Source organism: Variovorax sp. Soil_C_17 (genome assembly GCF_057657265.1).
In genome coordinates this window covers 473,845-496,775 of record NZ_JBDGIT010000002.1, presented here as the reverse complement: position 1 = coordinate 496,775, position 22,931 = coordinate 473,845, and the positions used below count along the sequence as shown (strand labels likewise).

21 protein-coding genes are annotated in these 22,931 nt (G+C 69.5%); 2 read left to right on the top strand and 19 right to left on the bottom strand.

The features are described from left to right. Positions 1-2 precede the first annotated feature (2 nt). The 7 genes from AC3A6Y_RS10975 to AC3A6Y_RS10945 all read right to left on the bottom strand — a co-directional run bounded on the left by AC3A6Y_RS10975 (position 3) and on the right by AC3A6Y_RS10945 (position 6,368). Entirely contained in the window at positions 3-311 is a 309-nt protein-coding gene (locus tag AC3A6Y_RS10975) for an AbrB/MazE/SpoVT family DNA-binding domain-containing protein (RefSeq protein WP_487868251.1), read from the bottom strand. A 53-nt stretch (positions 312-364) separates the two neighbouring features. Beyond that, positions 365-1,525, bottom strand: coding sequence for an MFS transporter (locus AC3A6Y_RS10970; protein ID WP_487868250.1), 1,161 nt, complete (start codon positions 1,523-1,525; stop codon positions 365-367). Beyond that, positions 1,525-2,649, bottom strand: a complete 1,125-nt coding sequence (gene aroC, locus AC3A6Y_RS10965; RefSeq protein ID WP_487868249.1) for a chorismate synthase — start codon at positions 2,647-2,649, stop codon at positions 1,525-1,527. The genes AC3A6Y_RS10970 and aroC overlap by 1 nt, the downstream gene beginning before the upstream one ends. Before the next feature lie 25 nt (positions 2,650-2,674). After that, positions 2,675-4,240 carry an MFS transporter gene (locus AC3A6Y_RS10960; RefSeq protein WP_487868248.1) on the bottom strand — a complete coding sequence of 522 codons (1,566 nt, stop codon included), beginning with the start codon at positions 4,238-4,240 and terminating at the stop codon, positions 2,675-2,677. Further along, the gene (locus AC3A6Y_RS10955; protein WP_487868247.1) at positions 4,237-4,611 is read right to left on the bottom strand and encodes a YciI family protein; all 375 of its coding nucleotides are present in this window, start codon (positions 4,609-4,611) and stop codon (positions 4,237-4,239) included. The genes AC3A6Y_RS10960 and AC3A6Y_RS10955 overlap by 4 nt, the downstream gene beginning before the upstream one ends. After that, complete coding sequence (locus AC3A6Y_RS10950; protein WP_487868246.1) at positions 4,608-4,970, bottom strand: YciI family protein; 363 nt, start codon at positions 4,968-4,970, stop codon at positions 4,608-4,610. The genes AC3A6Y_RS10955 and AC3A6Y_RS10950 overlap by 4 nt, the downstream gene beginning before the upstream one ends. A 96-nt stretch (positions 4,971-5,066) precedes the next feature. Continuing rightward, on the bottom strand, positions 5,067-6,368 hold the full coding sequence (locus tag AC3A6Y_RS10945; RefSeq protein ID WP_487868245.1) for an RNA polymerase sigma factor: 1,302 nt from the start codon (positions 6,366-6,368) through the stop codon (positions 5,067-5,069). A gap of 211 nt (positions 6,369-6,579) precedes the next feature. Here AC3A6Y_RS10945 and AC3A6Y_RS10940 point away from each other — a divergent pair, with 211 nt between their 5' ends. Further along, a complete protein-coding gene (locus tag AC3A6Y_RS10940; protein WP_487868244.1) occupies positions 6,580-7,149 on the top strand; it encodes a GbsR/MarR family transcriptional regulator in 570 nt (189 codons plus the stop codon). On the opposite strand, the gene cydX is transcribed toward AC3A6Y_RS10940, so the two are convergent. From cydX to cydD, 5 genes are read right to left on the bottom strand one after another with little or no spacing between them, the layout of a single operon-like run. Further along, positions 7,146-7,271, bottom strand: a complete 126-nt coding sequence (cydX, locus tag AC3A6Y_RS10935) for a cytochrome bd-I oxidase subunit CydX (protein ID WP_487868243.1) — start codon at positions 7,269-7,271, stop codon at positions 7,146-7,148. The two genes, AC3A6Y_RS10940 and cydX, sit on opposite strands and share 4 nt — an antisense overlap. Before the next feature lie 30 nt (positions 7,272-7,301). Beyond that, positions 7,302-8,456 carry a cytochrome d ubiquinol oxidase subunit II gene (gene cydB / locus AC3A6Y_RS10930; RefSeq protein ID WP_487868242.1) on the bottom strand — a complete coding sequence of 385 codons (1,155 nt, stop codon included), beginning with the start codon at positions 8,454-8,456 and terminating at the stop codon, positions 7,302-7,304. Positions 8,457-8,469: 13 nt separating this feature from the next. Beyond that, entirely contained in the window at positions 8,470-10,083 is a 1,614-nt protein-coding gene (locus AC3A6Y_RS10925; protein WP_487868241.1) for a cytochrome ubiquinol oxidase subunit I, read from the bottom strand. A 45-nt stretch (positions 10,084-10,128) separates the two neighbouring features. Further along, positions 10,129-11,823, bottom strand: coding sequence for an amino acid ABC transporter ATP-binding/permease protein (locus tag AC3A6Y_RS10920; RefSeq protein ID WP_487868240.1), 1,695 nt, complete (start codon positions 11,821-11,823; stop codon positions 10,129-10,131). After that, the gene (cydD, locus tag AC3A6Y_RS10915; RefSeq protein WP_487868239.1) at positions 11,820-13,505 is read right to left on the bottom strand and encodes a thiol reductant ABC exporter subunit CydD; all 1,686 of its coding nucleotides are present in this window, start codon (positions 13,503-13,505) and stop codon (positions 11,820-11,822) included. Before cydD ends, AC3A6Y_RS10920 begins: the two co-directional genes overlap by 4 nt. A gap of 172 nt (positions 13,506-13,677) precedes the next feature. Here cydD and AC3A6Y_RS10910 point away from each other — a divergent pair, with 172 nt between their 5' ends. Further along, entirely contained in the window at positions 13,678-14,784 is a 1,107-nt protein-coding gene (locus AC3A6Y_RS10910) for a glycosyltransferase family 4 protein (RefSeq protein ID WP_487868238.1), read from the top strand. Between the two features lie 6 nt (positions 14,785-14,790). Here AC3A6Y_RS10910 and AC3A6Y_RS10905 read toward each other — a convergent pair whose 3' ends face one another. From AC3A6Y_RS10905 to AC3A6Y_RS10875, 7 genes are all read right to left on the bottom strand, one after another. After that, positions 14,791-15,879 carry an acyltransferase family protein gene (locus AC3A6Y_RS10905; RefSeq protein WP_487869044.1) on the bottom strand — a complete coding sequence of 363 codons (1,089 nt, stop codon included), beginning with the start codon at positions 15,877-15,879 and terminating at the stop codon, positions 14,791-14,793. A 58-nt stretch (positions 15,880-15,937) separates the two neighbouring features. Then, entirely contained in the window at positions 15,938-16,900 is a 963-nt protein-coding gene (locus AC3A6Y_RS10900) for an NAD(P)H-dependent flavin oxidoreductase (protein WP_487868237.1), read from the bottom strand. 42 nt (positions 16,901-16,942) lie between these two features. Continuing rightward, positions 16,943-18,733, bottom strand: coding sequence for an acyl-CoA dehydrogenase (locus AC3A6Y_RS10895; RefSeq protein WP_487868236.1), 1,791 nt, complete (start codon positions 18,731-18,733; stop codon positions 16,943-16,945). 94 nt (positions 18,734-18,827) lie between these two features. Continuing rightward, positions 18,828-19,763, bottom strand: coding sequence for an electron transfer flavoprotein subunit alpha/FixB family protein (locus tag AC3A6Y_RS10890; protein ID WP_487868235.1), 936 nt, complete (start codon positions 19,761-19,763; stop codon positions 18,828-18,830). An 11-nt stretch (positions 19,764-19,774) separates the two neighbouring features. After that, a complete protein-coding gene (locus tag AC3A6Y_RS10885; protein WP_487868234.1) occupies positions 19,775-20,524 on the bottom strand; it encodes an electron transfer flavoprotein subunit beta/FixA family protein in 750 nt (249 codons plus the stop codon). A 136-nt stretch (positions 20,525-20,660) separates the two neighbouring features. After that, entirely contained in the window at positions 20,661-21,941 is a 1,281-nt protein-coding gene (locus AC3A6Y_RS10880) for a mechanosensitive ion channel family protein (protein ID WP_487868233.1), read from the bottom strand. Positions 21,942-21,945: 4 nt separating this feature from the next. After that, on the bottom strand, positions 21,946-22,899 hold the full coding sequence (locus tag AC3A6Y_RS10875; RefSeq protein WP_487868232.1) for a histone deacetylase family protein: 954 nt from the start codon (positions 22,897-22,899) through the stop codon (positions 21,946-21,948). Positions 22,900-22,931 lie beyond the last annotated feature (32 nt).

Here is a 22,931-nt window from a genome sequence, read left to right as displayed (position 1 = left end):
GGTCAGGCCTTGCGCTTTGTCTTGGTCGACGCCGTTCGCTTGGCGCGATAAACAGGCCGCGGCTCGGCGGCGATCAGTGGCTCGGGTTCGGTGGTCTGGCGTGCCCAGTCGATGGCGTCTCGGATATCCGCGTCGCCAAGGCCCAGCGCCGCCAGCTTGGCGCGCACCGCGTCTCCGCGCTGGATGCGGACAGGCGTCAGCACGATCTGGCCTTCGCGAACTTGAACATCGAAGTACTCCGCAGCACCCACCTGCTCGGTCACGCTGCGCGGTAGCGTGAGCTGGTTCTTGGAGGTCATCTTGGCGAGCATGGTGGAATTCCTGAAGTAAGGAATCCTTACTTTAGGCGACGGCGGCCCACAGGTCAACGCCCCGCTTCCAGCCTCTGCGTCCGCCACGCGCACACGCTGCCCACGATCGCCAGCAGGGTCGCCACGCCGAACATCGCCACATAGCCGAAATGCTGGGCGATGGCGCCGCCCGCCAGCACGCCCAGCACGCCGCCGAAGCCATAGCCGATGACGGTGAAGAGCGCTTGCCCGCGCCCGCGCAGCCGGCCCGGGAAATGGCGCGAAACCAGGGCAACGCAGGTCGTGTGGTGCGCCGCGAAGGACAGCGCATGCAGCAGCTGCGCCGCCACCACCGCCCAGAGCCACTGCGCCCCGCCGGCGGTGAACCCCATGCGAAGCACGGCGGCCACGCCGCAGATCAGCAGCCAGCGCGGCATGGCGAAGAGTTCGATCAGCCGGCCCTGCAGGAAGAACCAGGCGACCTCGGCGCCCACCGACAGCGCCCACAAGAGGCCGATCACGCCCTTGCCGTAGCCCAGCGAGTCCAGGTACAGCGAGAGGAAGCCGTAGACCGCGAAATGCGCCATGACGTGGAAGAACAGCGAGGCGAAGAACCAGCGCACCGCCGGGATGCGCAGCACCGGCCCGACCGGCTCCTTCTGCGCCGCGTGGGCCAGCGGCGCGTCGCGCGTGTCGGGCAGGCGCAGGGTCGCGATCAGCACGATGGCCAGCGTGCCGCCCGCCCAGGCCGGGAAATGGCCCATGCCGAAGCGCTCGAACCACTCGCCCGCGACGAACACCGTGAGCAGGAAGCCGGCCGAACCCCACAGCCGGATGCGCCCGTAGCGCCCCCAGTCGCCCGCCACCAGGTGGGCCATGGCCGCCTCGGTGAGCGACATCATCGAGCTGGTGTGGGTGAACATCACCAGCAGCACCAGCCCCAGCCACCAGGCGCCGCCGTTCCACCACAGGCCCATCGAGGCGAAGAGCGCGACGGCCGCACTGATGCGCAGCAGCAGCACGCGCTGGCCCGTGTGGTCGCTCAGCGCGCCCCAGGCATAGGGCGCGAAGACGCGCGTGATCGACTGCACCGAGGTCAGCAGGCTGATGGTGAAGATCGGCAGCCCCAGGCTCTGGAGCCAGAGCGGCAGGTAGGGGTTGAAGAAGCCGATGTGGGCGAAGTAGCTCGCCGACAGTCCGGCGAAGGCGAGCAGGTGGCCCCGGCCCGCGGCCACTAGAGGAAGGACGCCTGCGGCGACGTGCCTTCAGCGTTGGACTGCCCCGGATCGGGCGCCCCGATCACGTCGCCGCACTGGGCCCGGTTGCGCAGCGCATGCTCCATCACGACCAGCGCCAGCATGGCTTCGGCGATGGGCGTGGCGCGGATGCCGACGCAGGGATCGTGGCGGCCCTTGGTGACCACCTCGACCGGCTGGTTGTGGATGTCCACCGACCGGCGCGGGCTGATGATCGAGCTGGTGGGCTTGATCGCGATGCTCACCTCCAGGTCCTGGCCGGTGGTGATGCCGCCCAGCGTGCCGCCGGCGTTGTTGCTGTCGAAGCCATCGGGCCGGATCGAGTCGCCGTGCGTGGTGCCGCGCTGCGTGACGCTGCCGAAGCCGGCGCCGATCTCCACGCCCTTGACGGCATTGATGCCCATCATGGCCCAGGCGATGTCGGCATCCATCTTGTCGAAGAGCGGCTCGCCCAGGCCCACGGGCACCTTCGATGCCGTCACGCGGATGCGCGCGCCGCAGGAATCGCCGGCCTTGCGCAGGGCATCCATGTAGGCCTCGAGTTTCGACACGTCGGCCACGGGGGCGAAGAAGGGGTTGCCGGGGACGTGTTCCCAGCCCTCGAAGGGGATCTCGATCTCGCCGATCTGGGCCATGCAGCCGCGGAACACGGTGCCGTACTTCTCGAACAGCCACTTCTTGGCCACGGCACCGGCGGCCACCATCGGCGCCGTCAGCCGCGCCGAGGAACGGCCGCCGCCGCGGGGATCGCGAATGCCGTACTTCTTCCAGTAGGTGAAGTCGGCGTGGCCGGGGCGGAACTGCTGCGCGATCTGGCCATAGTCCTTGCTGCGCTGGTCGGTGTTCTGGATCAGGAGCGCGATCGGCGTGCCGGTGGTCTTGCCCTCGTACACGCCGGAGAGGATCTGCACGGCGTCGGGCTCGTTGCGCTGGGTCACGTGGCGGCTGGTGCCAGGGCGGCGGCGGTCGAGGTCGACCTGGATGTCGGCCTCGCAAAGCGCCAGGCCCGGCGGGCAGCCGTCGATGACGCATCCGATCGCGGGGCCGTGGGATTCGCCGAAGTTGGTGACCGCGAAAAGGGTGCCGAAGGTGTTGCCGCTCATGGGCGGGGATTATCCCCGCAAGGCTTCAGGCTTTGCTGGCCGAGGGACACGACGCAGGCGCTGCGGGGGCCGCGCCCGGCGGCCGGCCCACGCCGCGCAGCATGATCGCCGCCAGCAGCGCGGCCGCCAGCGCCACCGCCGCGCTGATCGAGGCCGTGAGCCCGAAGGCCTGCGCAAAGGCTTCGCGCGAGGCGTCGAGCAGGGCCGCGCCGGCCGGCCCGGGCAGCGCGGCTGCGGCATCCGCCGCGACGCCCAGCCCGCTGCGGGCGGCTTCGGCCACCGCGGGCGGCACGCCCTCCAGCGCGTTGCCTGCCATCGCGTTCCGGTACACGGCAACGATCAGGCTGCCCAGCATCGCGATGCCCAGGGCACCGCCGAACTCCGAGCTGGTCTCCTGGATCGCCGAGGCCGCGCCGGCCCGCTCGGGCGGGGCCGTGCCCACCATCATGTCGACCGCCAGCGTGAAGGCGAAGGACAGGCCCAGCGAGAGAATCGCGTAGGCGGCCACCAGCAGCGCCAGCCCATCCGTGCGGTCGACCTGTGCCAGCAGCGCGAAGCCCACCGCGGCGATGAGCAGCCCGCCGGTCATCACGAAGCCCGGCCGCACCCGGCGCACGATCCGCGGCACCACCGTCGAGCCCACGGCGAAGGCCGCCCCCGACGGCACGCTCCACAGCCCGGCCTGCAGCGGCGACAGGCCCAGCACCAGCTGCATGTACTGCACGACGAAAAGAAAGCTGCCGAAGGCGATGAAGAAGGCCAGCGTGTTGATGGTGAGCGCGGCGCTGAAGGCGGGCGCGCGGAACAGCGCCAGGTCGATCAGCGGATCGGCGAGCCGCCCCTGGCGGCGAAAGAAGGCGCAGCCGATCGCCACGCCCAGCACGACCGCCGCCAGCGGCAGCCAGCCGGCGCCGTGCTCGGCAAAGCGCTTGAGCCCGTAGATCACGGCCAGCACCGCCAGCAACGACTGCGCCGCGCTGAGCAGGTCGAGCCGCCCTGCCCCGGGGTCGCGGTACTCGGGCAGCAGCCGGGGGCCGATCAACAGCAGCAGCACCATCACCGGCACGCTGACCAGGAACACCGAGCCCCACCAGAAGTGCTCGAGCAGCGCGCCGCCGATCAGGGGCCCGATGGTGCCGCCGATCGAGAAGCTCGCGATCCAGACGCCGATGGCCACGGTGCGCTCCTGCGCGTCGAGGAACATGTTGCGGATCAGCGAGAGCGTCGACGGGGCCAGCGTGGCACCGGCGACGCCGAGCAGTGCGCGGGTCGCGATCAGCATGGGGGCCGTGGTCGAGAACGCGGCCAGCACCGAGGCCAGCCCGAAGAAGGCGGCGCCGATCAGCAGCAGGCGGCGCCGCCCGATGCGGTCGCCCAGCGTGCCCATGGTGATGAGCGAGCCGGCCAGCATGAAGCCGTAGATGTCGACGATCCACAGCATTTGCGCGCTGCTCGGGCGCAGTGCGGCGCTGAGGTGCGGCACCGCGAGGTTGAGCACCGTGAGGTCCATCGCGTAGAGCATGCAGGGCAGCGCGATCACGGCCAGGCCGATCCATTCGCGCGGGCCGGCCTGGTGCGGGGTGGCGGTCATGGTTGCGCTCCTTCCGTCGGGCGCGCGAGCTCGAAGACCGGCCGGAGCTCGATGCTGCCGATGCGCGAGGACGGAATGCCGGCGGCCAGGCGCACCGCCTCCTCGCCGCTCGCGGCCTCGACCAGGTAGAAGCCGCCGAGGTGCTCGTTGGTCTCGATGAAGGGACCGTCGGTGACCGACAGCCGCCCGTCGCGCACGCGCACCACGGCGGCGGTGCTCGCAGCCTGCAGGCCCTCGGACTCGACGAGATGGCCGCTGGCGCGCAGGCGGTCGTCGTAATCGAGGTGCGCGTTGACGAAGGCCGCCATCTCCGCGGGCGGGATCGCGCCCATCTGCGCTTCGGTGGCGAAGATCATGCAGAGGTACCTCATGACGCGATCCTCTCGACCTTGGCGATGGGCCGCACTTCGATGGCGCCGTACTTCGCCAGCGGAATGCGGGCTGCCACCTGGATCGCGGCGTTGAGGTCGGGCACGTCGACCAGGATGAAGCCGCCGAGCTGCTCCTTGGTCTCGACGAAAGGACCGTCGGTCTGCGAGAGCTTGCCGCCGCGCGTCTGCACCACCCTGGCGGACGCCGGGGGCTGCAGGGCCTCGGCGACGATCAACTGGCCGCGCGCCGCGAGCGCCTCGTCGTAGTCCATCGAGTCGTTGTCCAGCTTCGCCCGTTCGGCGGCGGACATCGTGGTCAGCAGCGCGGGATCGAAGTAGACCAGGCAAAGGTATTTCATCGGCATCTCCTGGAAGAAGGGTTGAGGGGATGCCTCTGGTCGAATGGCCGGGCCGGATTTCGACATGCCGGGCGCTTTTGCGCCAGCGCAGTTGTTTCAGGATGCATCGCTCGTCGCGGGCAGCGCCGCCAGCCGCCGTTCGAGGAACTGCCGCTCGGGCGTCTGCCGCGCGAGCGCCAGCGCACGCTCGTAGGATGCGCGAGCCTCGGCAACGCGGCCGAGACGCCGGCACAGGTCGGCCCGCGCGGCATGGGCCAGGTGGTAGTGCGCAAGCTCGCCGCGCGCGAGCAGCGCATCGATGAGCGCCAGGCCGGCGGCCGGCCCGTCGCGCATCGCGATGGCGACGGCCCGGTTGAGCGCCACCACCGGCGAGGGCTCGGCACGCAGCAGCACGTCGTAGAGCCCGGCGATCTGCGCCCAGTCGGTGGCGGCGGCATCGGCCGCCTCCGCATGCACTGCGGCGATCGCGGCCTGCAGGGTGTAGGGGCCGAAGCGGCGCGAGGACAGGGCCCGCGTCACGAGTGCGCTGCCCTCGGCGATGATCGCGGGGTTCCATCGGGTGCGGTCCTGCGATTCCAGCAGCACCATCTCGCCCCCCTCCGAGCTGCGCGCCGCGCGGCGCGACTCGTGCAGCAGCATCAGCGCCAGCAAGCCGATGGCCTCGGGCTCGGGCAGCAGCTCGCCCAGGAGCCGGCCCAGGCGGATCGCCTCGGCCGACAGGTCCGGCCGGGTGAGCGCCTCGCCGGACGAAGCGGCATAGCCCTCGTTGAACACCAGGTAGACCACGCGCAGCACGGCATCGAGCCGCTCGGGCAACTCGCTCACGGGCGGCACCTGGTAGGGGATGCGCGCGTCGCGGATCTTGTTCTTGGCCCGCACGATGCGCTGCGCGATGGTGGGCGCCGGCACCAGGAAGGCGGCGGCGATCTGCTCGGTGGCCAGGCCGCAGACCTCGCGCAGCGTCAGCGCCACCTGCGCATCGGGAGGCAGTGCCGGATGGCAGCAGGTGAAGACGAGGCGCAAGCGGTCGTCCTCCAGCGCCTCGGCATCGGGGTCGCGCTCGTCCCAGGCCGGGGCGGGGTCGGCCCTGGCCTCGGCCGCGTCGGCGGCATCGTCCCAGGGCTCGAAGCGCGCGCGGCGGCGGATGCCGTCGATGGCCTTGAAGCGACCGGCCGAGACCAGCCAGGCGCGCGGGTTGGCCGGCACGCCCTGCACCGGCCATTGCTCCAGCGCGGCGTGAAAGCCGTCATGCAGCGCCTCCTCGGCCAGGTCGAAGTCGCCCAGGAGCCGCACCAGGGTCGCGAAGATGCGGCGCGATTCGCTGCGGTAGAGCGCCTGCGCCGCCTCGCGCGCCGCGAGATTGGCGGCATCGAGGGTGCCGGCGTCGAAGCGAACCATGCCGCTGAATTTCGAAGCGCGGCGGCGGCTTGTCAAGCGGCGGGGGAACGTCTTGTGATCGGGTCACGGCATCCCCACCCTGCAAGGAGCTTTCATGCCCGATCGCACCGACCGAATCGCACCGACCGGACCGCAACGGCACGAATCGGCGTCGGCCGCGGAGTTTTCAGTCTTTCTTGAAGCTACAGCAATTCGGCACGAGAATCGGCCGATGCCCACCGACACCCTGCCCCCGCTCAGCCGCCAGTTCATCGCCCACTTCGGGGAGATGGGCAGCAAGTGGGGCATCAATCGCACCGTCGGACAGATCTATGCATTGATCTTCATTTCCGAGCGCGCGCTCAACGCGGACGAGATCGCGGAGGCGCTGGCCTTTTCGCGCTCGAACGTGAGCATGGGGCTCAAGGAACTGCAGTCCTGGCGACTGGTGCGGCTGCGCCACCAGCCCGGCGACCGGCGCGAGTACTTCGAGGCGCCATCCGATGTGTGGGAGATCTTCCGCGTGCTGGCCGAGGAACGCCGGCGCCGCGAGATCGAGCCCACGCTGTCGATGCTGCGCATGGCGCTGCTGGAGAAGCCCACGACCGACGAGGAGCGCCACGCCCAGCAGCGCATGCGCGAGATGCACGACCTGATCGACCGGCTGATGAAGTGGTTCGACGACGTGCAGCGGCTCGCGCCTGAAACCGCGATGCAGTTGATGGGGATGGGGGCGACGGTGACCAAGGTGCTGGGGCTCAAGGACCGCATCACCGGGGCCAAGGGCAAGAAGGCCGTCTAACGCGGCTTCCCCAGCTTGTCCCGCCGGATCGCCTCATCTTCCATCAGCTCGTACCACATCGCATTGAGCACCGCGAAGGTCGCTGCCAGGGGAAGTCCCAGCAGCCAGGCGAAGTACCACATGGTCGGTTCCTTTCTTGATCGGGTGACGGATCAGTACGCGTGCCCGCGCTCGTCGCGGATGGCATCGGCGTCGACCTTGCCCCACAGCACCTTGTAGACCCAGCCGGTGTAGGCCACGATGATGGGGAGGAAGATGGCGCTGACCACCAGCATGATGAACAGCGTCAGGTGGCTCGAGGAGGAGTCCCACACCGTGAGGCTGGCGCGCGGGTCCAGCGACGAGGGCAGGATGAAGGGGAACATCGAGGCGCCGACGCTCAGGATGATGCCGCCGATGGCCAGCGCGCTGGCCAGCAGCGCCATCCCTTCGCGCCGCATGCGCATCCCCACGAAAGCCAGCAACGCACCCGCGAGGCCGAAGCCCGGCGCGCTCCACAGCCACGGGTGGGCCGCATAGTTGGCGAACCAGGCGCCCGGTTGATGGGCCACGGTCTTCAGCAGCGGATTCGACGGGCCGCCCGTGGGCAGCGCGCTGGTCACGCGGTATCCGTCGATCCAGGACCAGAGCAGCAGGCCCGCCAGCGCGTAGAACGCCAGCGTGAGCAACGCGGCCACGCTGCCGTAGGTGCGCGCGCGCTCCGCCACCGGCCCGGCCGCCTTCAGCTGCAGCCAGGCGCTGCCGTGCATCGCCAGCATCACGAGCGAGACCAACCCGCACAGCAGCGCAAAAGGATTGAGCAGCCCGAAGAAGGAGCCCTCGTAGAAGATCCGCATGTCGGGCGCCAGTCGAAAGGGCACGCCCTGCAGCACGTTGCCCACGGCCACGCCGAAGATCAGCGCGGGCACCAGGCCGGTGACGAAGAGCGTCCAGTCCCAGCGCGTGCGCCACGCCGCATCCTCGTGCTTGCTGCGGAACTTGATGGCCACCGGCCGCAGGATGAGCGGCACCAGCACCGCGAACATCGCGAGGTAAAAGCCCGAGAAGGACACGGCGTAGAGCTGCGGCCAGGCCGCGAAGAGCGCGGCGCCGCCGACGATCAGCCAGACCTGGTTGCCCTCCCACACCGGGCCGACGCTGTTGATGATCACGCGGCGCTCGAGGTCGGTGCGGCCGGCGAAGGGCAGCAGCATGTTGGCGCCCAGGTCGAAGCCGTCGGTCACGGCGAAGCCGACCAGCAGCACGCCGATCAGCAGCCACCAGACGAGGCGCAGGGTTTCGTAGGTGATGAGTTCGTGCAGGATCATGGTGCTTCTCCTTTCAGTCGGCGGCGGCGAGCGGCGAGCGCGTCAACGCGGCCCGTTCCGGATCAGTCTCGGCGCGGTAGGCGGCCGGCTGCGGCGCCGGCTGTTCCTCGGGGCCTTTGCGGATCGCCTTCAGCATCAGCTTCATCTCGATCACGAAGAGCACGGTGTAGAGCAGCGTGAAGCCGGCGATGGTGAGCAGCACCGTGCCGGCGCCCAGGTTCGACACCGCCACTGCCGTGGGCAGCACGCCCTCGATCACCCAGGGCTGGCGGCCCAGCTCGGCCACGATCCAGCCGCACTCGGCCGCGAGCCAGGGCAGCGGGATCGCGAACACCGCCACCTTGAGCAGCCAGGGATGCGCATCCAGCCTGCGCCGCGCCGAGAGCACGAAGAAAGTGCCCGTCAGCAGGATGAAGAACATGCCCAGCCCGACCATGGTGCGGAAGGTCCAGTACAGCGGTGCCACCGGCGGGACGGTGTCGCGCGCGGCCTGGGCGACCTGCTCGGGCGTGGCCGTGCGCGGGTCGTCGACGTAGCGCTTGAGCAAGAGCGCATAGCCCAGTGCATGGCCGTTGTCCTCGAAGATCTTGCGTGACGATTCGGGCACGGCCGCATCGCTGCCGGCTTCGCGGATCTTCTGCAGCGCGTCGTAGGCCGAGATGCCGACGCGGATGTTGAGCTCGGCGCGGTGCACCAGATCGTCGATGCCGGGGATCTCGGTGGTGAGCGAGCGGGTGCCGATCAACCCCATCACGGCCGGAATGTGGATGGCGTAGTGGGTCTCGCGGCTCGCCTCGTCGGGGAAGCCGAAGGCGGTGAAGGCGGCCGGCGCGGGCTCGGTCTTCCACATCGCCTCGACGGCGGCCAGCTTCATCTTCTGGTGCTCGGTCGAGAGGTAGCCGCTCTCGTCCCCCAGCACCACGACCGAGAGCGATGCCGCCAGGCCGAAGGAGGCCGCCACCGTCATCGAGCGCTTGGCCAGCTGCAGGTGCCGGCCGCGCAGCACATACCAGGCCGACACGCCGAGCACGAAGATGGACGCCACCGTGTAGCCGGCCGACACCGTGTGCACGAACTTGGCCTGCGCCACCGGGTTGGTCAGGACGGCGTAGAAGTCGGTCACTTCCATGCGCATGGTCTGCGGGTTGAAGGCGGCGCCCACGGGGTTCTGCATCCAGCCGTTGGCGATCAGGATCCACAGCGCGGAGAAATTGGAGCCGATCGCCACCGCCCAGGTGGCCATCAGGTGGCCCACCTTGGAGAGCTTGTCCCAGCCGAAGAAGAACAGGCCGACGAAGGTGGCCTCGAGGAAGAAGGCCATCAGCCCCTCGATGGCCAGCGGCGCGCCGAACACGTCGCCGACGTAGTGGCTGTAGTAGCTCCAGTTCATGCCGAACTGGAACTCCATGACCACGCCGGTGGCCACGCCCATCGCGAAGTTGATGCCGAAGAGCAGGCCCCAGAACTTCGTCATGTCGCGCCAGATGGTGCGGCCGGTCATGACGTAGACCGTTTCCATGATGGCGACGAGCACCGCCAGGCCGATGGTCAGCGGCACGAAGAGGAAGTGATAGAGCGCCGTCAGCGCGAACTGCAGGCGGGAGAGTGCAACGATGTCGAGGTCCATGGGGGCTTTCCTTCCGGGTTCTTGTGCTTCGCGGCGGGTGTCGGGTTAGTCGGGACGCAGGCCGCTCAGGGCTGCTTCGAAGGGGGCGGAGCCGCGCCGCAGGTCGGCGACGATGCGGCCGGACCGCAGGACGAGCAGCCGGTCCGCCAGCGCGGCCTCGCGCCGCAGATGGGTGGCGATCAACAGCGTCCGGCCCTCGGCGTGGGCCCGCAGCCGCAGCAGCACGTCGCGTGCGGTGGCAGTGTCCAGCGCTTCGGTGGGTTCGTCGATCAGCCAAAAGGGCGCGTTGCGCAGCAGCAGGCGGGCGAGCGCGAGGCGGCGCGACTGGCCGCCCGAGAGGCCCAGGCCGCCTTCGCCGAGGCGGCTGTCGAGCGCCGAGGGCATGGCGCGCACTTCGTCGGCGAGGCCTGCTGCGTGCAGCACGGACCACAGCCGGGCGTCGTCGGCCGAAGGGTCGGCCAGGCGCAGGTTGTCGCGCAGGGTGTCCTGGAACAGGTCGGTGCGCTGCGTCAGCAGGCAGGACGGGAGGGCCCGCAATTCGCCGTCCGCGGGGGCCAGCTCGCCTGCTGCCGCGGCAAGCAAGGTCGACTTGCCCGCGCCGCTGGGGCCGATCACGGCCACGCGCTCGCCGGCAGCCACGGTGAAGGCACTGCGCTGCAGCGCAGGCCGGTTGCTGCCGGAATGGACCAACGTCAGCGCGTGCGCCTGCAACGCCAGGCCGTCGTCGGGCGCGGGCGGAACGGGCACCGGCTCGGGCGTGGCCGCCATGTGCGGCGCCAGGCGCCGTGCCGCCAGCCAGCTGCGGCCGGCCTCGAGGGCACCGCGGCGCAGGGCGGCGAAGGGCTCGATGGCGCCCAGCGCCACGAGCAGCGCCAGCGCGGCGGCGGGCGCGCCGATGGCGCCCTCCCCTGTCAGCAGGCCCACCGCGAGCAGCACGGCTGCCAGGGTGAGCGAACCGGCCAGGCCATGGGCCAGGCCGGCCCCGGCCTCGACGCGGTTGAGCACGAGATCGGCCGCGGCCAGGTGGCGGTCGGCCGCGGCCAGCGCTTCGCACTGGGCCTCGATGCGGCCCGCCATGACCAGCTCGGTCTGGCCGGCAACCAGGTCCGCCGTGCGGGCGCGCAGGCTTTCCATCGCCTGGGCCCGGCGCACGGCGGCAGGCCGGGCGCACCGCGCGAGCACGAGCGCGATGCCCCATCCCGCGCCGACCAGCCACAGCGCCAGCAGCAGGCCCATCCACAGCTTCATGACGCCCAGCACCAGCCCGGCCAGCAGCGCGGCCCCGAGCGCCGCAGCGGCAGGCACCAGCAGGCGCAGGTAGAAAGATTCCAGCGCATCGATGTCGGCGCTCAGCCGGAACAGCAGCCGCGCCGGCCTTGCGAGCAGCTGGCGCGCGGCATCGGGCCGGGCCCAGCCGCGAAACAGGCGCACGCGCAGGGTGGCGAGCGCGGCGAAGGTGGCGTCGTGCGTCAGCAGGCGCTCGCCGTAGCGCGCGCCGGTGCGCCCCAGCGCCAGCAGGCGGATGCCGGCCGAGGGCATGAACACGTCGAAGACGATGGCGGTGGCCGCATGCAGGCCGGCCAGCGCGGTCGCGGTGATGAACCAGCCCGAAAGGCCCAGCAGGCCCATGCCCATCAGAACGGTGAGCGCCGCCAGCCCCGCGCCCAGCGCCAGACGGCGCGGCTCGGCGGCCAGCAACTGCCCCCACACCGTGCGCAGGTCGCGCCAGCCCTTCGTCATGCGGCCTCCTGCACGGGCATGGCATCGAGGCTGATCACGCGGTCCATGCGCGCGGCCAGCACGGGGTCGTGGGTGGCGACGATCAAGGTCTTGCCCTGGGCCAGCGCGACCAGCGACTCGGCCACGTGCGCCGCGGTCGCGGTGTCGAGATGGGCCGTGGGCTCGTCCACCAGCAGCAGGTCGGCCCCCGGATGCACCGCAAGCCGGGCCAGCGCGAGCCGGGCCGCCTCGCCGCCCGAGAGGCCGCGGCCGCCCTCCCCCAGGCTGGCGCGCGGATGGGCCTGCGCCACCGCGTCGAGGGCGGCGAAGCGCATCGCGGCCTCGACCTGCCTCGCCTGCACGCCGGCACGGCCCAGCGCGACGTTGGCCTCGACCGAGCCGGCGAACACATGGGGCTTCTGCCCCATCCAGGCCATGCGTCGGCGCAGTGCGGCCGCCGTCCGGTCGGAGAGCGGCACGCCGCCCACCACGACCTGTCCTTGCTGCGCCGACCTCAGGCCCGCGATCAGGCTCAGCAAGGCCGTCTTGCCCGAGCCGCTGGCACCCATCAGCGCCACATGCTCGCCGGCGGCGATGCGCAGGTCGCGGCCCTCGAAGACCGTGCCGCCGCCGGCATGCACGAGGTGCACACCGCGCAGACGCACGGACGGCGGGCCACCGGGCGTGGGGCGCTCTTCGGGCGGGAACCCGGCATTCGCGCCGGGCAGCGGCGTCCCGCCCTGCCCGAGCCGATCCAGCGCCGCCAGGGCCGCTTCGCCGGCGGCGCGGTCGTGCCAGACCGCCGACAGCTCGCGCAGAGGTTCGAAGAAGGCCGGCGCCAGCAGCAGCACGAACAGGCCCTCGCCCAGGCTCAGGCGCCGGCCCCAGGTGCCGAACTCGAAGGTGCCGAGCAGATGGAAGCCCACATAGGCCGCGACCATCGCGACGCCCAGCGCCGAGAACAGCTCCAGCACGGCCGAGGACAGGAAGGCAATGCGCAGTACCGCCATCGTGCGCCGGCGCAGCCCTTGCGCCGCCTCGCCCAGCCGCAGCGCTGTGGCCTCGACCGCGCCGAGGGCGCGCAGGCTGGCCAGGCCGCGCAGGCGGTCGAGCAGGAAGGCGTGCATGCCCCCGGCCTCGACCATGTGCGCCTCGCTCGCGGCCCGGGCGCGCCAGCCGACGATGGCCATGAAGAGCGGGATCAGCGGTGCAGCCACGAGCAGGATCGCCGCCGCGACCCACGAATAGGCGGCGACCAGCGGCAGGATCAAGAGCGGGACGACCATCGCGCGCCAGCGCGCCGGGGCATAGCGCACCAGATAGGGCACGACCGCTTCAGCCTGCTCCGCGATGGTGCTGGCCGCCAGGCCGGAGGCCGGACGGGCGCTGTCCAGCGGCGAATGCGCGGCCAGCACCGCGGCGGCCTGCGCCCGCATCCCCGACAGCGCCGAGCGTGCGGCGGCGAACACGCGGCGCATGCCCCAGGCTTCGCAGGTCGCACGCAACAGGCCCAGCAACACGATGCCGAGCGCAGGCCACACCACCGCCCGCAGGCCCTCGCCCCTCGCCAGGCCATCGACCGCCCAGGCCAGCAAGGCGGCCTGCGGCAACCACAGCAAGGCAGCGGCGCCCTGGACCAGGCTGGCCACGCGCGGGGGCGAGGCCAGGCGCTCGAGGCTTGCGGTCGATGCGGGAGAGGTCATGCTTGGATTTCGTGTAATTTCAGAATTTCCTGAAACTCCGTGAATCATAAAAGATGTCATGCCGCCATTCGCTATCTTCGGGCCAAAGACCCGCCACGACGCTCGGCCGCCCCGCCCCCGGCACCCGCTAAGCTACAGCGCCAATGTGACCGCCCTGCCGGAGCCTGCCAAATTGAAAGTTCTTTCCATCACGCCGACCTACTTTCCCGAAGTGGGCGGCATCGAGTCCGTCGTCCGCGAGCTGGCCAGGTGCACGTCCGGCCATGGCGTGCAGGTGGACGTGGCCCATGTGTCGGCCAAGCTTCCGGAAGCCGCCGTCAGCGAGGTGGACGGGCTGAAGGTCTACCGCGTCCCCGTGGTCGGCAACCGGCTCGCCGGTTATGCGCGCGATTTCGGCCGCCTCGCCGCCGGCTATGACCTGCTGCATGTCCACGACCCCCAGCTGATGATGCTGACCGGCAACGTGCTGCTGCAGTGCCGGCACATTCCCGCCGTGCTCAGCACGCACGGGGGCTTTCGCCACACCACGCGGCACCAGTCGATCAAGTGGCTGCACGAGCGGCTGCTGATGCGGACCTTGCTGCGGCACTACCGCAAGATCCTCGCGACCAGCGAATCGGACACCGCGTATTTCAGCCAGTTCTCGGACCGCGTCGAGAAGTGCGAGAACGGCATCGCCTACGCCAAGTTCCAGCAGGGCCGGCTGACCGGCACGCCCGATCCGGCGAAATGGATCTACTGGGGCCGCTGGTCGCGCAACAAGCGCATCGACGCAGTGATCGACACGGTGGCGATGGCACGCGACCAGGGCATTGCGATCGACCTGCTGATCGCCGGGCCGGACTTCGACCAGTTGCGCGAGTCGCTGCAGAACCAGATCAGTGCGCTGAAGCTCGACGCTTCGGTCCGGCTGCACCCCTACATCGAGGACGCCGCCCTGATGCACGAGCTGCAGCAACGCACGGTGTTCGTCACCGGCAGCGAGTACGAGGGCTTCGGGGTCGGCATCCTGGAGGCCATGGCGGCCGGCAAGATCGTGCTGTGCCGCGACATCGCGCCGATCAATGGGTTTGTCGAGCGGGGCAGCAACGGCTTCTTCCTCGACTTTGACCAAGGCGCCGCAGACCTGGCCACGATCCGCGAGCTCACCGGCCTCGACGCCGCGCGCTGCGCCGCAATGTCGGAGGCTGCGCAGCGCAAGGCCAAGGGCTACGACTGGGATTCGGTGGCGCGGAAGTTCTCGGCGCATTACGCGCAGGCGCTCGGCGCCCGCGGCTGAGCGGCCTCAGGTCAACGCCCCGCAGGCCAGCAGCCCCGCGAACAGGACCAGCACCCCGCGCCAGGTCGCGGGCCGCGATTCGACCCAGCGGTACAGCAGCACCGCCGCGGCAACCGACAACGCGAAGGTGGCCAACAGCCCGAAGAGATCGACCCAAGGCCCGGCGGGCATCAGCCGCGCCACCGCTGCGCTCACCAGCAGCAGCACCGGGAAATGGATCAGGAACAGCGAGTATGAGATGCGCCCCAGCCGCACCAGCGGCGGCCAGGCCGCGAATGCCAAACCGCCGCGCCGCTGCGCAACGGCCAGCAGCAGCGCCGTGACCAATGCGGTCGCGATGCGGCTGCGCCAGTCGAGCGCCAGGGCCGCGGCGCCGATCAGCATCAGCAACGCCACCGCGAACCGCCAGGTGCTGCGCCGCGTGGCGCGGCCGATCCAGAACACCAGCATGCCCAGGCCGTAAGCGCCGAAGAAGTAGAGCGCCGTGTCGTCCAGCGCCGAATGGCGGTTGAACACCGCGAGCGAGGCAACGGCCAGCGCCAGCACCAGGGCCACCGCCAGCCAGCGCGCACGCTCCGGCCCCAGGACCCAGCGGCGCTGCAGCGCCTCCGAGAGGCCGATCGCCAGCAGCGCCAGCACGAAGAGCTGGAAGTCGATCGCCACGTACCACACACCGGTGGACAGCGCTTCGTAGCCGAGCAGGTCCTGCAGCAGCAGCCCGTGCGCCAGCAGCTGCGCCATGCCGGGCGGCGGTGGCACCGCCTCGTCCATGAGCCAGGGCCGCACGAGCGCGGCGGCCAGCACGCTGACGCAAAGCGCCGCCAGGTACGGCATGACAAGCCGGCCGTAGCGCTGGAACACGCGCAGCATCGGGCGCTCGATGCGCAGCACCCCATCGGGCGCGAGGCTGCCCGCGGCCAGGAAGCCGGCGAGCACCAGGAACACCTGCACGGCGAGCCGGCCGTCCTCGGCCAGCCATTCAAAGAGCCCCGGCGCCAACGTCGAGGCGCCGGCAGGCAGAGGGCCGTAGCGCGCGAGGTGATGCCCGACGATCAACGCGCAGGCGAGGCCTTTGACCGCATCGAGCAGCGGCATGCGCGCCGCGGCCGCGGGCACTGCGGTCGTGCGCACTGCGGATTGGCTCACGCCGGCTTCAAAGGGCAAGGCGCTGGCGCGCTTCCTGGTACTCGCGCTTGAGCTTCTCGATGAAGGCGGCAGCGGACCCGATCTCGGTCACGGCCCCGATGCCCTGCCCCGAGCCCCAGATGTCCTTCCAGGCCTTGGTCTTGCTGCCTTCGCCGCCGCTGAAGTTCATGGTCTTGAGGTCGCCCTGCGGCAGGTTGGCCGGGTCCATGCCTGCGGCCACGATGCTGGGCGCGAGGTAGTTGCCGTGCACGCCGGTGAAGAGGTTCGAATAGACGATGTCGTCGGAGCTGCCGGCGACGATGGCCTGCTTGTAGTCGTCGCTCGCACGCGCCTCGCGGGTGGCGATGAAGGCGGTGCCGATGTAGGCGAAGTCGGCGCCCATGGCCTGGGCCGCCAGCACCGCCCCGCCGGTGGCGATCGAGCCCGACAGCGCGATCGGGCCGTCGAACCACTGGCGAATTTCCTGCACCAGCGCAAAGGGGCTCTTGATGCCCGCATGCCCGCCGGCCCCGGCCGCCACCGCGATGATGCCGTCCGCGCCCTTCTCGATCGCCTTGCGCGCGAAGGCGTTGTTGATGACATCGTGCAGCGTCACGCCGCCGTAGCTGTGGACCGCATCGTTGACGTCGGTGCGCGCGCCCAGCGAGGTGATGACGATCGGCACCTTGTACTTCACGACCATCTCCATGTCGTGCTCGAGCCGGTCGTTGCTCTTGTGCACGATCTGGTTGATCGCGAAGGGCGCGGCCGGCCGGTCCGGATTGGCCTTGTCATGGGCCGCGAGCGCCTCGGTGATCTCCGCCAGCCAGTCCTCCAGCTGCGCGGCCGGGCGCGCATTGAGCGCAGGCATCGCCCCCACCACGCCGGCCTTGCATTGCTCGATCACGAGCTTGGGGTTGCTGATGATGAACAGCGGCGAGCCGATGATGGGCAGCGGGAGCTTGGCGAGGACGGGAGGGAGCTTGGACATGTCGGGTGGTCTCTGGAAGGTTTCGGAAAACGGGAGCGGATGTCAGAAGGCCTCGATCGCCAGCGCAGTCACGCTCTCGGCCCCGTCGACGATGCTGTCGCGCAGCCCCGGCGCCTTGTTGAGGATGTGCTCGGCATAGAAGCGCGCGGTGGCGATCTTGGCTTGCATGAAGGCGGTATCGTTGCCGGCCTTGACCTGCTCCTCGGCCACCAGCAGCGAGCGCGCGAGCTGCCAGCCGGCGACCAGGTTGCCGGCGAGCATCAGGTAGGGCACGCTGCCCGCGAACACCGCATTGGGCGCCGCCTTGGTCTGGCCTGCGACGAAGCCGACCACGTCGAGGAAGGCCTCGCGCGCGGCTTTCAGCCGCTTGTGCACCGCGCGAGCGTCGGCGCTGTCGCGCTTCATCAGGTCGGCTTCGGTCTTCTCGATCTGTGCCGCGATCGCCTTGGCGACCTGGCCGCCATCGCGGGCCGTCTTGCGGCCTACCAGGTCGTTGGCCTGGATCGCGGTCGTGCCTTCGTAAATGGTGAGGATCTTGGCATCGCGCAGGTACTGCGCAGCGCCCGTTTCCTCGATGAAGCCCATGCCGCCATGCACCTGCACGCCCAGCGATGCGACCTCCAGGCTCATCTCGGTGCTGTAGCCCTTGACCAGCGGCACCATGTATTCGTAGAAGGCCTGGTTCTGCTTGCGCGTCTCGGCCTCGGGATGGTGATGGGCTGCATCGTAGGCGGCCGCTGCCACCGTCGCCATGGCGCGGCATCCCTCGGTGTAGGCGCGCATGGTCATCAGCATGCGCTTGACGTCGGGGTGATGAATGATGGGCGCGCTGGCGTTGATCGAACCGTCCACCGGGCGGCTCTGCACCCGCTCCTTGGCATAGGCCACTGCGTGCTGGTAGGCGCGCTCGGCGATCGCGATGCCTTGCATGCCGACTGCATAGCGCGCCGAGTTCATCATGATGAACATGTACTCGAGGCCGCGGTTTTCCTGGCCCACCAGATACCCGACGGCGCCGCCGTGGTCGCCGTACTGCAGCACGGCCGTGGGGCTGGCCTTGATGCCCAGCTTGTGCTCGATGCTCACGCAATGCACGTCGTTGCGCGCACCCAGGGAGCCATCCTTGTCGACGAGGAACTTCGGCACCACGAACAGGCTGATGCCCTTCACGCCCTCGGGCGCGCCGGTCACGCGCGCGAGCACCAGGTGCACGATGTTCTCCGCCAGGTCGTGCTCGCCGTAGGTGATGAAGATCTTGGTGCCGAAGACCTTGTAGCTGCCGTCTCCTTGCGGCTCGGCGCGGCTGCGCACCATCGCGAGATCGCTGCCGGCTTGCGGCTCGGTCAGGTTCATGGTGCCGGTCCACTGTCCGCTCACGAGTTTCTCGAGGTAGATCGCCTTGAGGTCGTCGGAGCCGGCCGTGAGCAAGGCTTCGGTCGCGCCGTCGGTCAGGAGCGGACACAGGGCGAAGCTCATGTTGGCCGAGTTGAGCATCTCGCCGCAGGCCGCGCCGATGGTCTTGGGCAGGCCCTGGCCGCCGAACTCGGCCGGATGCTGCAAACCTTGCCAGCCGCCCGCCACGTACTGCGCGAAGGCTTCCTTGAAGCCGGGCGTGGTCGCGACCTTGCCGTCCTTGAACGTCGAGGGATGCCGGTCACCCGCCTCGTTCAGCGGCGCCACCACGTCCTGGTTGAAGCGCGCGCATTCCTCGAGCACGGCCTGCGCGGTCTCGAGGCCGGCGTCCTCCAGGCCGGGCATGCGCGCGATCTGCGCGATGTCGGCGAGATGCTCGATGTCGAAGAGCATGTCCTTGACGGGGGCGATGTAGCTCATGGCTGTCTCCAATGCGACGTTGGCGAGGCGGATACGAAAAGGGCATCGCGAACGATGCCCTGGTTTCTTCGATGGATGGTGTCGAGGCAGGCGGTCAGAGCGCCTTGACGAGTTCCGGCACCGCCGTGAACAGATCGGCTTCGAGGCCGTAGTCGGCCACCGAGAAGATCGGCGCCTCCGGGTCCTTGTTGATCGCCACGATCACCTTCGAGTCCTTCATGCCCGCCAGGTGCTGGATCGCGCCGGAGATGCCGCAGGCGATGTACAGCTGGGGCGCGACGATCTTGCCGGTCTGGCCGACCTGCCAGTCGTTGGGGGCGTACCCGGCATCCACTGCGGCGCGGCTGGCACCCAGGCCCGCGTTGAGCTTGTCGGCCAGCGGCGCCATCACTTCGGTGAATTTCTCGGCGCTGCCCAGGGCGCGGCCGCCGGAGACGATGATCTTGGCGGCGGTGAGCTCGGGGCGTTCGCTCTTGGTGACTTCACGGCCGACAAAGCTCGATTTGCCGCTGTCGGCCACGCCTTCGGCGTTCTCCACCGTGGCGCTGCCGCCGGTGGCCGCCGCCGCATCGAAGCCCGTGGTGCGCACGGTGACGACCTTGATCGCATCGCTGCTCTGCACGATGGCGATGGCATTGCCGGCGTAGATCGGGCGCTCGAAGGTGTCGGGGCTGTCGACCTTGGTGATGTCGCTGATCTGGGCGACGTCGAGCTTGGCGGCCACGCGAGGCGCGACGTTCTTGCCGTTGGCAGTCGCCGGGAACAGGATGTGGCTGTAGTTCTTGGCGATGGCCAGCACTTGCGCCGCGACGTTCTCGGCCAGGTTCTCGGCCAGGCTCGGGCTGTCGGCGGCGATGACCTTGGCGACGCCCGCGATCTTGGCCGCGGCAGCGGCGGCTTCGGCGGCATTGGCACCGGCCACCAGCACATGCACATCGCCGCTCTGGCAGGCGATGGCCGCGGTCACGGTGTTGAGGGTCGCCGGCTTGACGGTGGCGTGGTCGTGTTCTGCGATAACGAGTACGGTCATGTCGGTCTTCCTCAGATCACCTTGGCTTCGTTCTTGAGCTTGTCCACCAGCGTGGCGACATCGGGCACCTTGATGCCGGCGCCGCGCTTGGGCGGCTCGCTGACCTTGAGGGTCTTCAGGCGCGGCTTGACGTCCACGCCCAGGTCCTCGGGCTTGAGGGTGTCGAGCTGCTTCTTCTTGGCCTTCATGATGTTGGGCAAGGTGACGTAGCGCGGCTCGTTCAGGCGCAAGTCGGTGGTGATGACCGCGGGCAGCGAGAGCGCGATGGTTTCCAGGCCGCCGTCAACCTCGCGGGTCACGTTGACCTTGTCGCCAGCGACTTCGACCTTGGAGGCGAAGGTGGCCTGGGGCAAGTCGGCCAGGGCGGCGAGCATCTGGCCGGTCTGGTTGGCGTCGTCGTCGATGGCCTGCTTGCCGAGGATGACGAGCTGGGGCGCTTCCTTGTCGACCAGCGCCTTGAGCAGCTTGGCCACGGCCAGCGGCTGCAGCTCTTCGGTGGTCTCCACCAGGATGCCGCGGTCGGCACCGATGGCCATGGCGGTGCGCAGGGTCTCCTGGCACTTCGCATCGCCGCAGGACACGGCGATGATCTCGGTGGCAACGCCCTTCTCCTTGAGCCTCACCGCTTCTTCGACGGCGATCTCGTCGAAGGGGTTCATGCTCATCTTGACGTTGGCGATGTCGACACCGGTGCCGTCGGACTTGACGCGCACCTTGACGTTGTAATCGACGACCCGCTTGACGGGGACCAGGACCTTCATTGGCTTGACTCCATTGAATTGCGAAACCGGGGGTGCAGAGGAACCGAAGATTTTAGGCGCCGGCCTCCGCGCGAGCTGTTCATTTCAATCATGGGGCGCCGCGGCGCAAGAAAAGAACGGTCGTGCTTTTTTGCGATTATAGGCGAGCTTGGTCGACGGAAGGCACGCCAGTTGGTAACGATTCGACGCGAAGCACGCGCTGCGGATAGGGAATGTCGATCTTCGCCCTGCGCAGCCCTTCGAGGATGGCGACGTTGATGGGCGAGCGCACGTTGTCCTTGCCTTTGTCCGGATCGGCGATCCAGAAATTGAGCGTGAACTCCAGCCCGTCGGGCGCGAAGTTCGTCAGGAAGGCGACGGGCGCCGGGTCGTCGAGCACGCGTGGCTGCGCGGCGGCGGCCTCGCACAGGACGGCCTGCACCTGGGCCACGTCGCTGTCGTACCCGACGACGATGCTGGTCGTGAGGTTGAACTTGAGGTCGGACACCGAGAGGTTTTCCACCCGGCTCGTGATCAGCGACTCGTTGGGCACGATCGACTCGCGCCCGTTGCCCTGCCGCACCAGCGTGTAGCGGGTCTTGATGTCGGTGATGCGGCCCTCGAAGCCGTCGACCTTGACGTTGTCGCCGATGCGGATCGAGCGCTCCAGCAGGATCACGAAGCCGCTCACGTAGTTGGCCGCGAGCTTCTGCAGGCCGAAACCCAGGCCGACGCCGAGGGCGCCGCCCAGCACCGAGAGCGCGGTCAGGTCCACGCCCACGGCCGAGAGCGCGAACAGCAGGCCGATCAGCAGCAGGACGGCGCGCACCGCGTTGGAGGCCACCTTGCGCATCGACAGGTCGGTCACCGCGGTGCGCAGGATGCGCTTCTCCACCGTCGACGCGACCCACAAGGCGACCATCAGCACCAGCGCGGCCGACAGCGTGCCCTCCAGCATGGTGCGCAGGCTGACCTGGTTCTTGCCGAAAGCGAGCTTGATGTTGTCGAGCTCGGCCAGCACCGCCGGCAGCAGTCCGACGATCCACAGCACGGCCGCGACCCAGGCGACCCACGAGATGGTGCGCTCCACCAGCCGCGCCAGCGCGGAGGCCGGAAACACGGCGCGCAGCACGCGCGCGAAAAAGCGGATAGCCGCAAGCGAAAGGAACACCGACACCGCGATGCGCAGCACCAGCACCGGTTGAAAATCCAGCACGAAGCGGCGCGCCAGGTCGGTCAGCAGCAGCGCCAGCACCGGGAACAGCAGGCCGTCGAAGGTGCGCTCGCCGAACCAGATCGAATCCTTGGGCTGGTCGCGGCCGAACCAGCGGCACAGGCCCCAGGCCAGGGCCACGCAAGCGACCAGCGCGGCGATCTCGACCCAGAGGGTTTCGGCGTGGATCTGGCTGAGCCGCTGGCGGAAGTCTTCCAGGTTCATCGGCCTACAGATCCGCCAGCACCCGCACGTGCGCCTCGACGCTGGTGGCCAGCGCATCGAGGTTGTAGCCGCCCTCCAGCATCGAGACGATGCGTCCCTTGGCGTGGCGCCGCGCAACGTCGCGGATGCGCTCGGTGATCCAGGCGAAGTCGCCCTCGTTGAGCCGCATCTGGCCCAGCTCGTCGTCGCGGTGCGCGTCGAAACCGGCGCTCACGAAGATCATCTGCGGCCGGAATTCGTCGAGACGCGGAATCCAGCAGGCCTCGATCAGCTCGCGCACGTCCATGCCCTTGGTGTAGGCCGGCACGGGGAGGTTGAGCATGTTGGACGCCGGATGATCCGTGCCGCTGTACGGATAGAAAGGGTGTTGGAAGAAGCTCACCATCAGCACGCGCGGGTCGTTGCTGAAGATGTCCTCGGTGCCGTTGCCGTGGTGCACGTCGAAGTCGACGATCGCCACGCGCTCCAGCCCATGCACCTCGATCGCATGTCGCACGCCCACGGCGACGTTGTTGATGAAGCAAAAGCCCATGGCCCGGTCGTGGCAGGCATGGTGGCCGGGCGGGCGCACGGCGCAGAAGGCGTTTTCGAACTCGCCCGCGATCACCGCATCGGTCGCGGCGACGGCTGCGCCGGCGGCGCGGCGGGCCGCGAGAACGGTGGAACGGCAGAGGGTCGTGTCGGGATCGATGGCCGCATAGCACGGCCCGCCGGCAGGCTCGTCGGCGACCAGCCGATCGTTCAGGGCTTCCAGGTGCTCCAGATGTGCGACGCTGTGCGCCCGCGTGATCTGGGCCAGCGTGGCCAGCGGCACCTCGCCGCGTTCGAGCGCATCGGTCACTCCGGTCAGCAGCAGCCTGTCTTCGATGGCATCGAGCCGCTGGGGGCATTCGGGATGGCCGGGGCCCATCTCGTGCTTCCAGCAGTCGCGGTGTGTGAAATAGCCGGTTTTGCCCATGATCGAATCGCGTCGTGGCCTCACGCGCAATG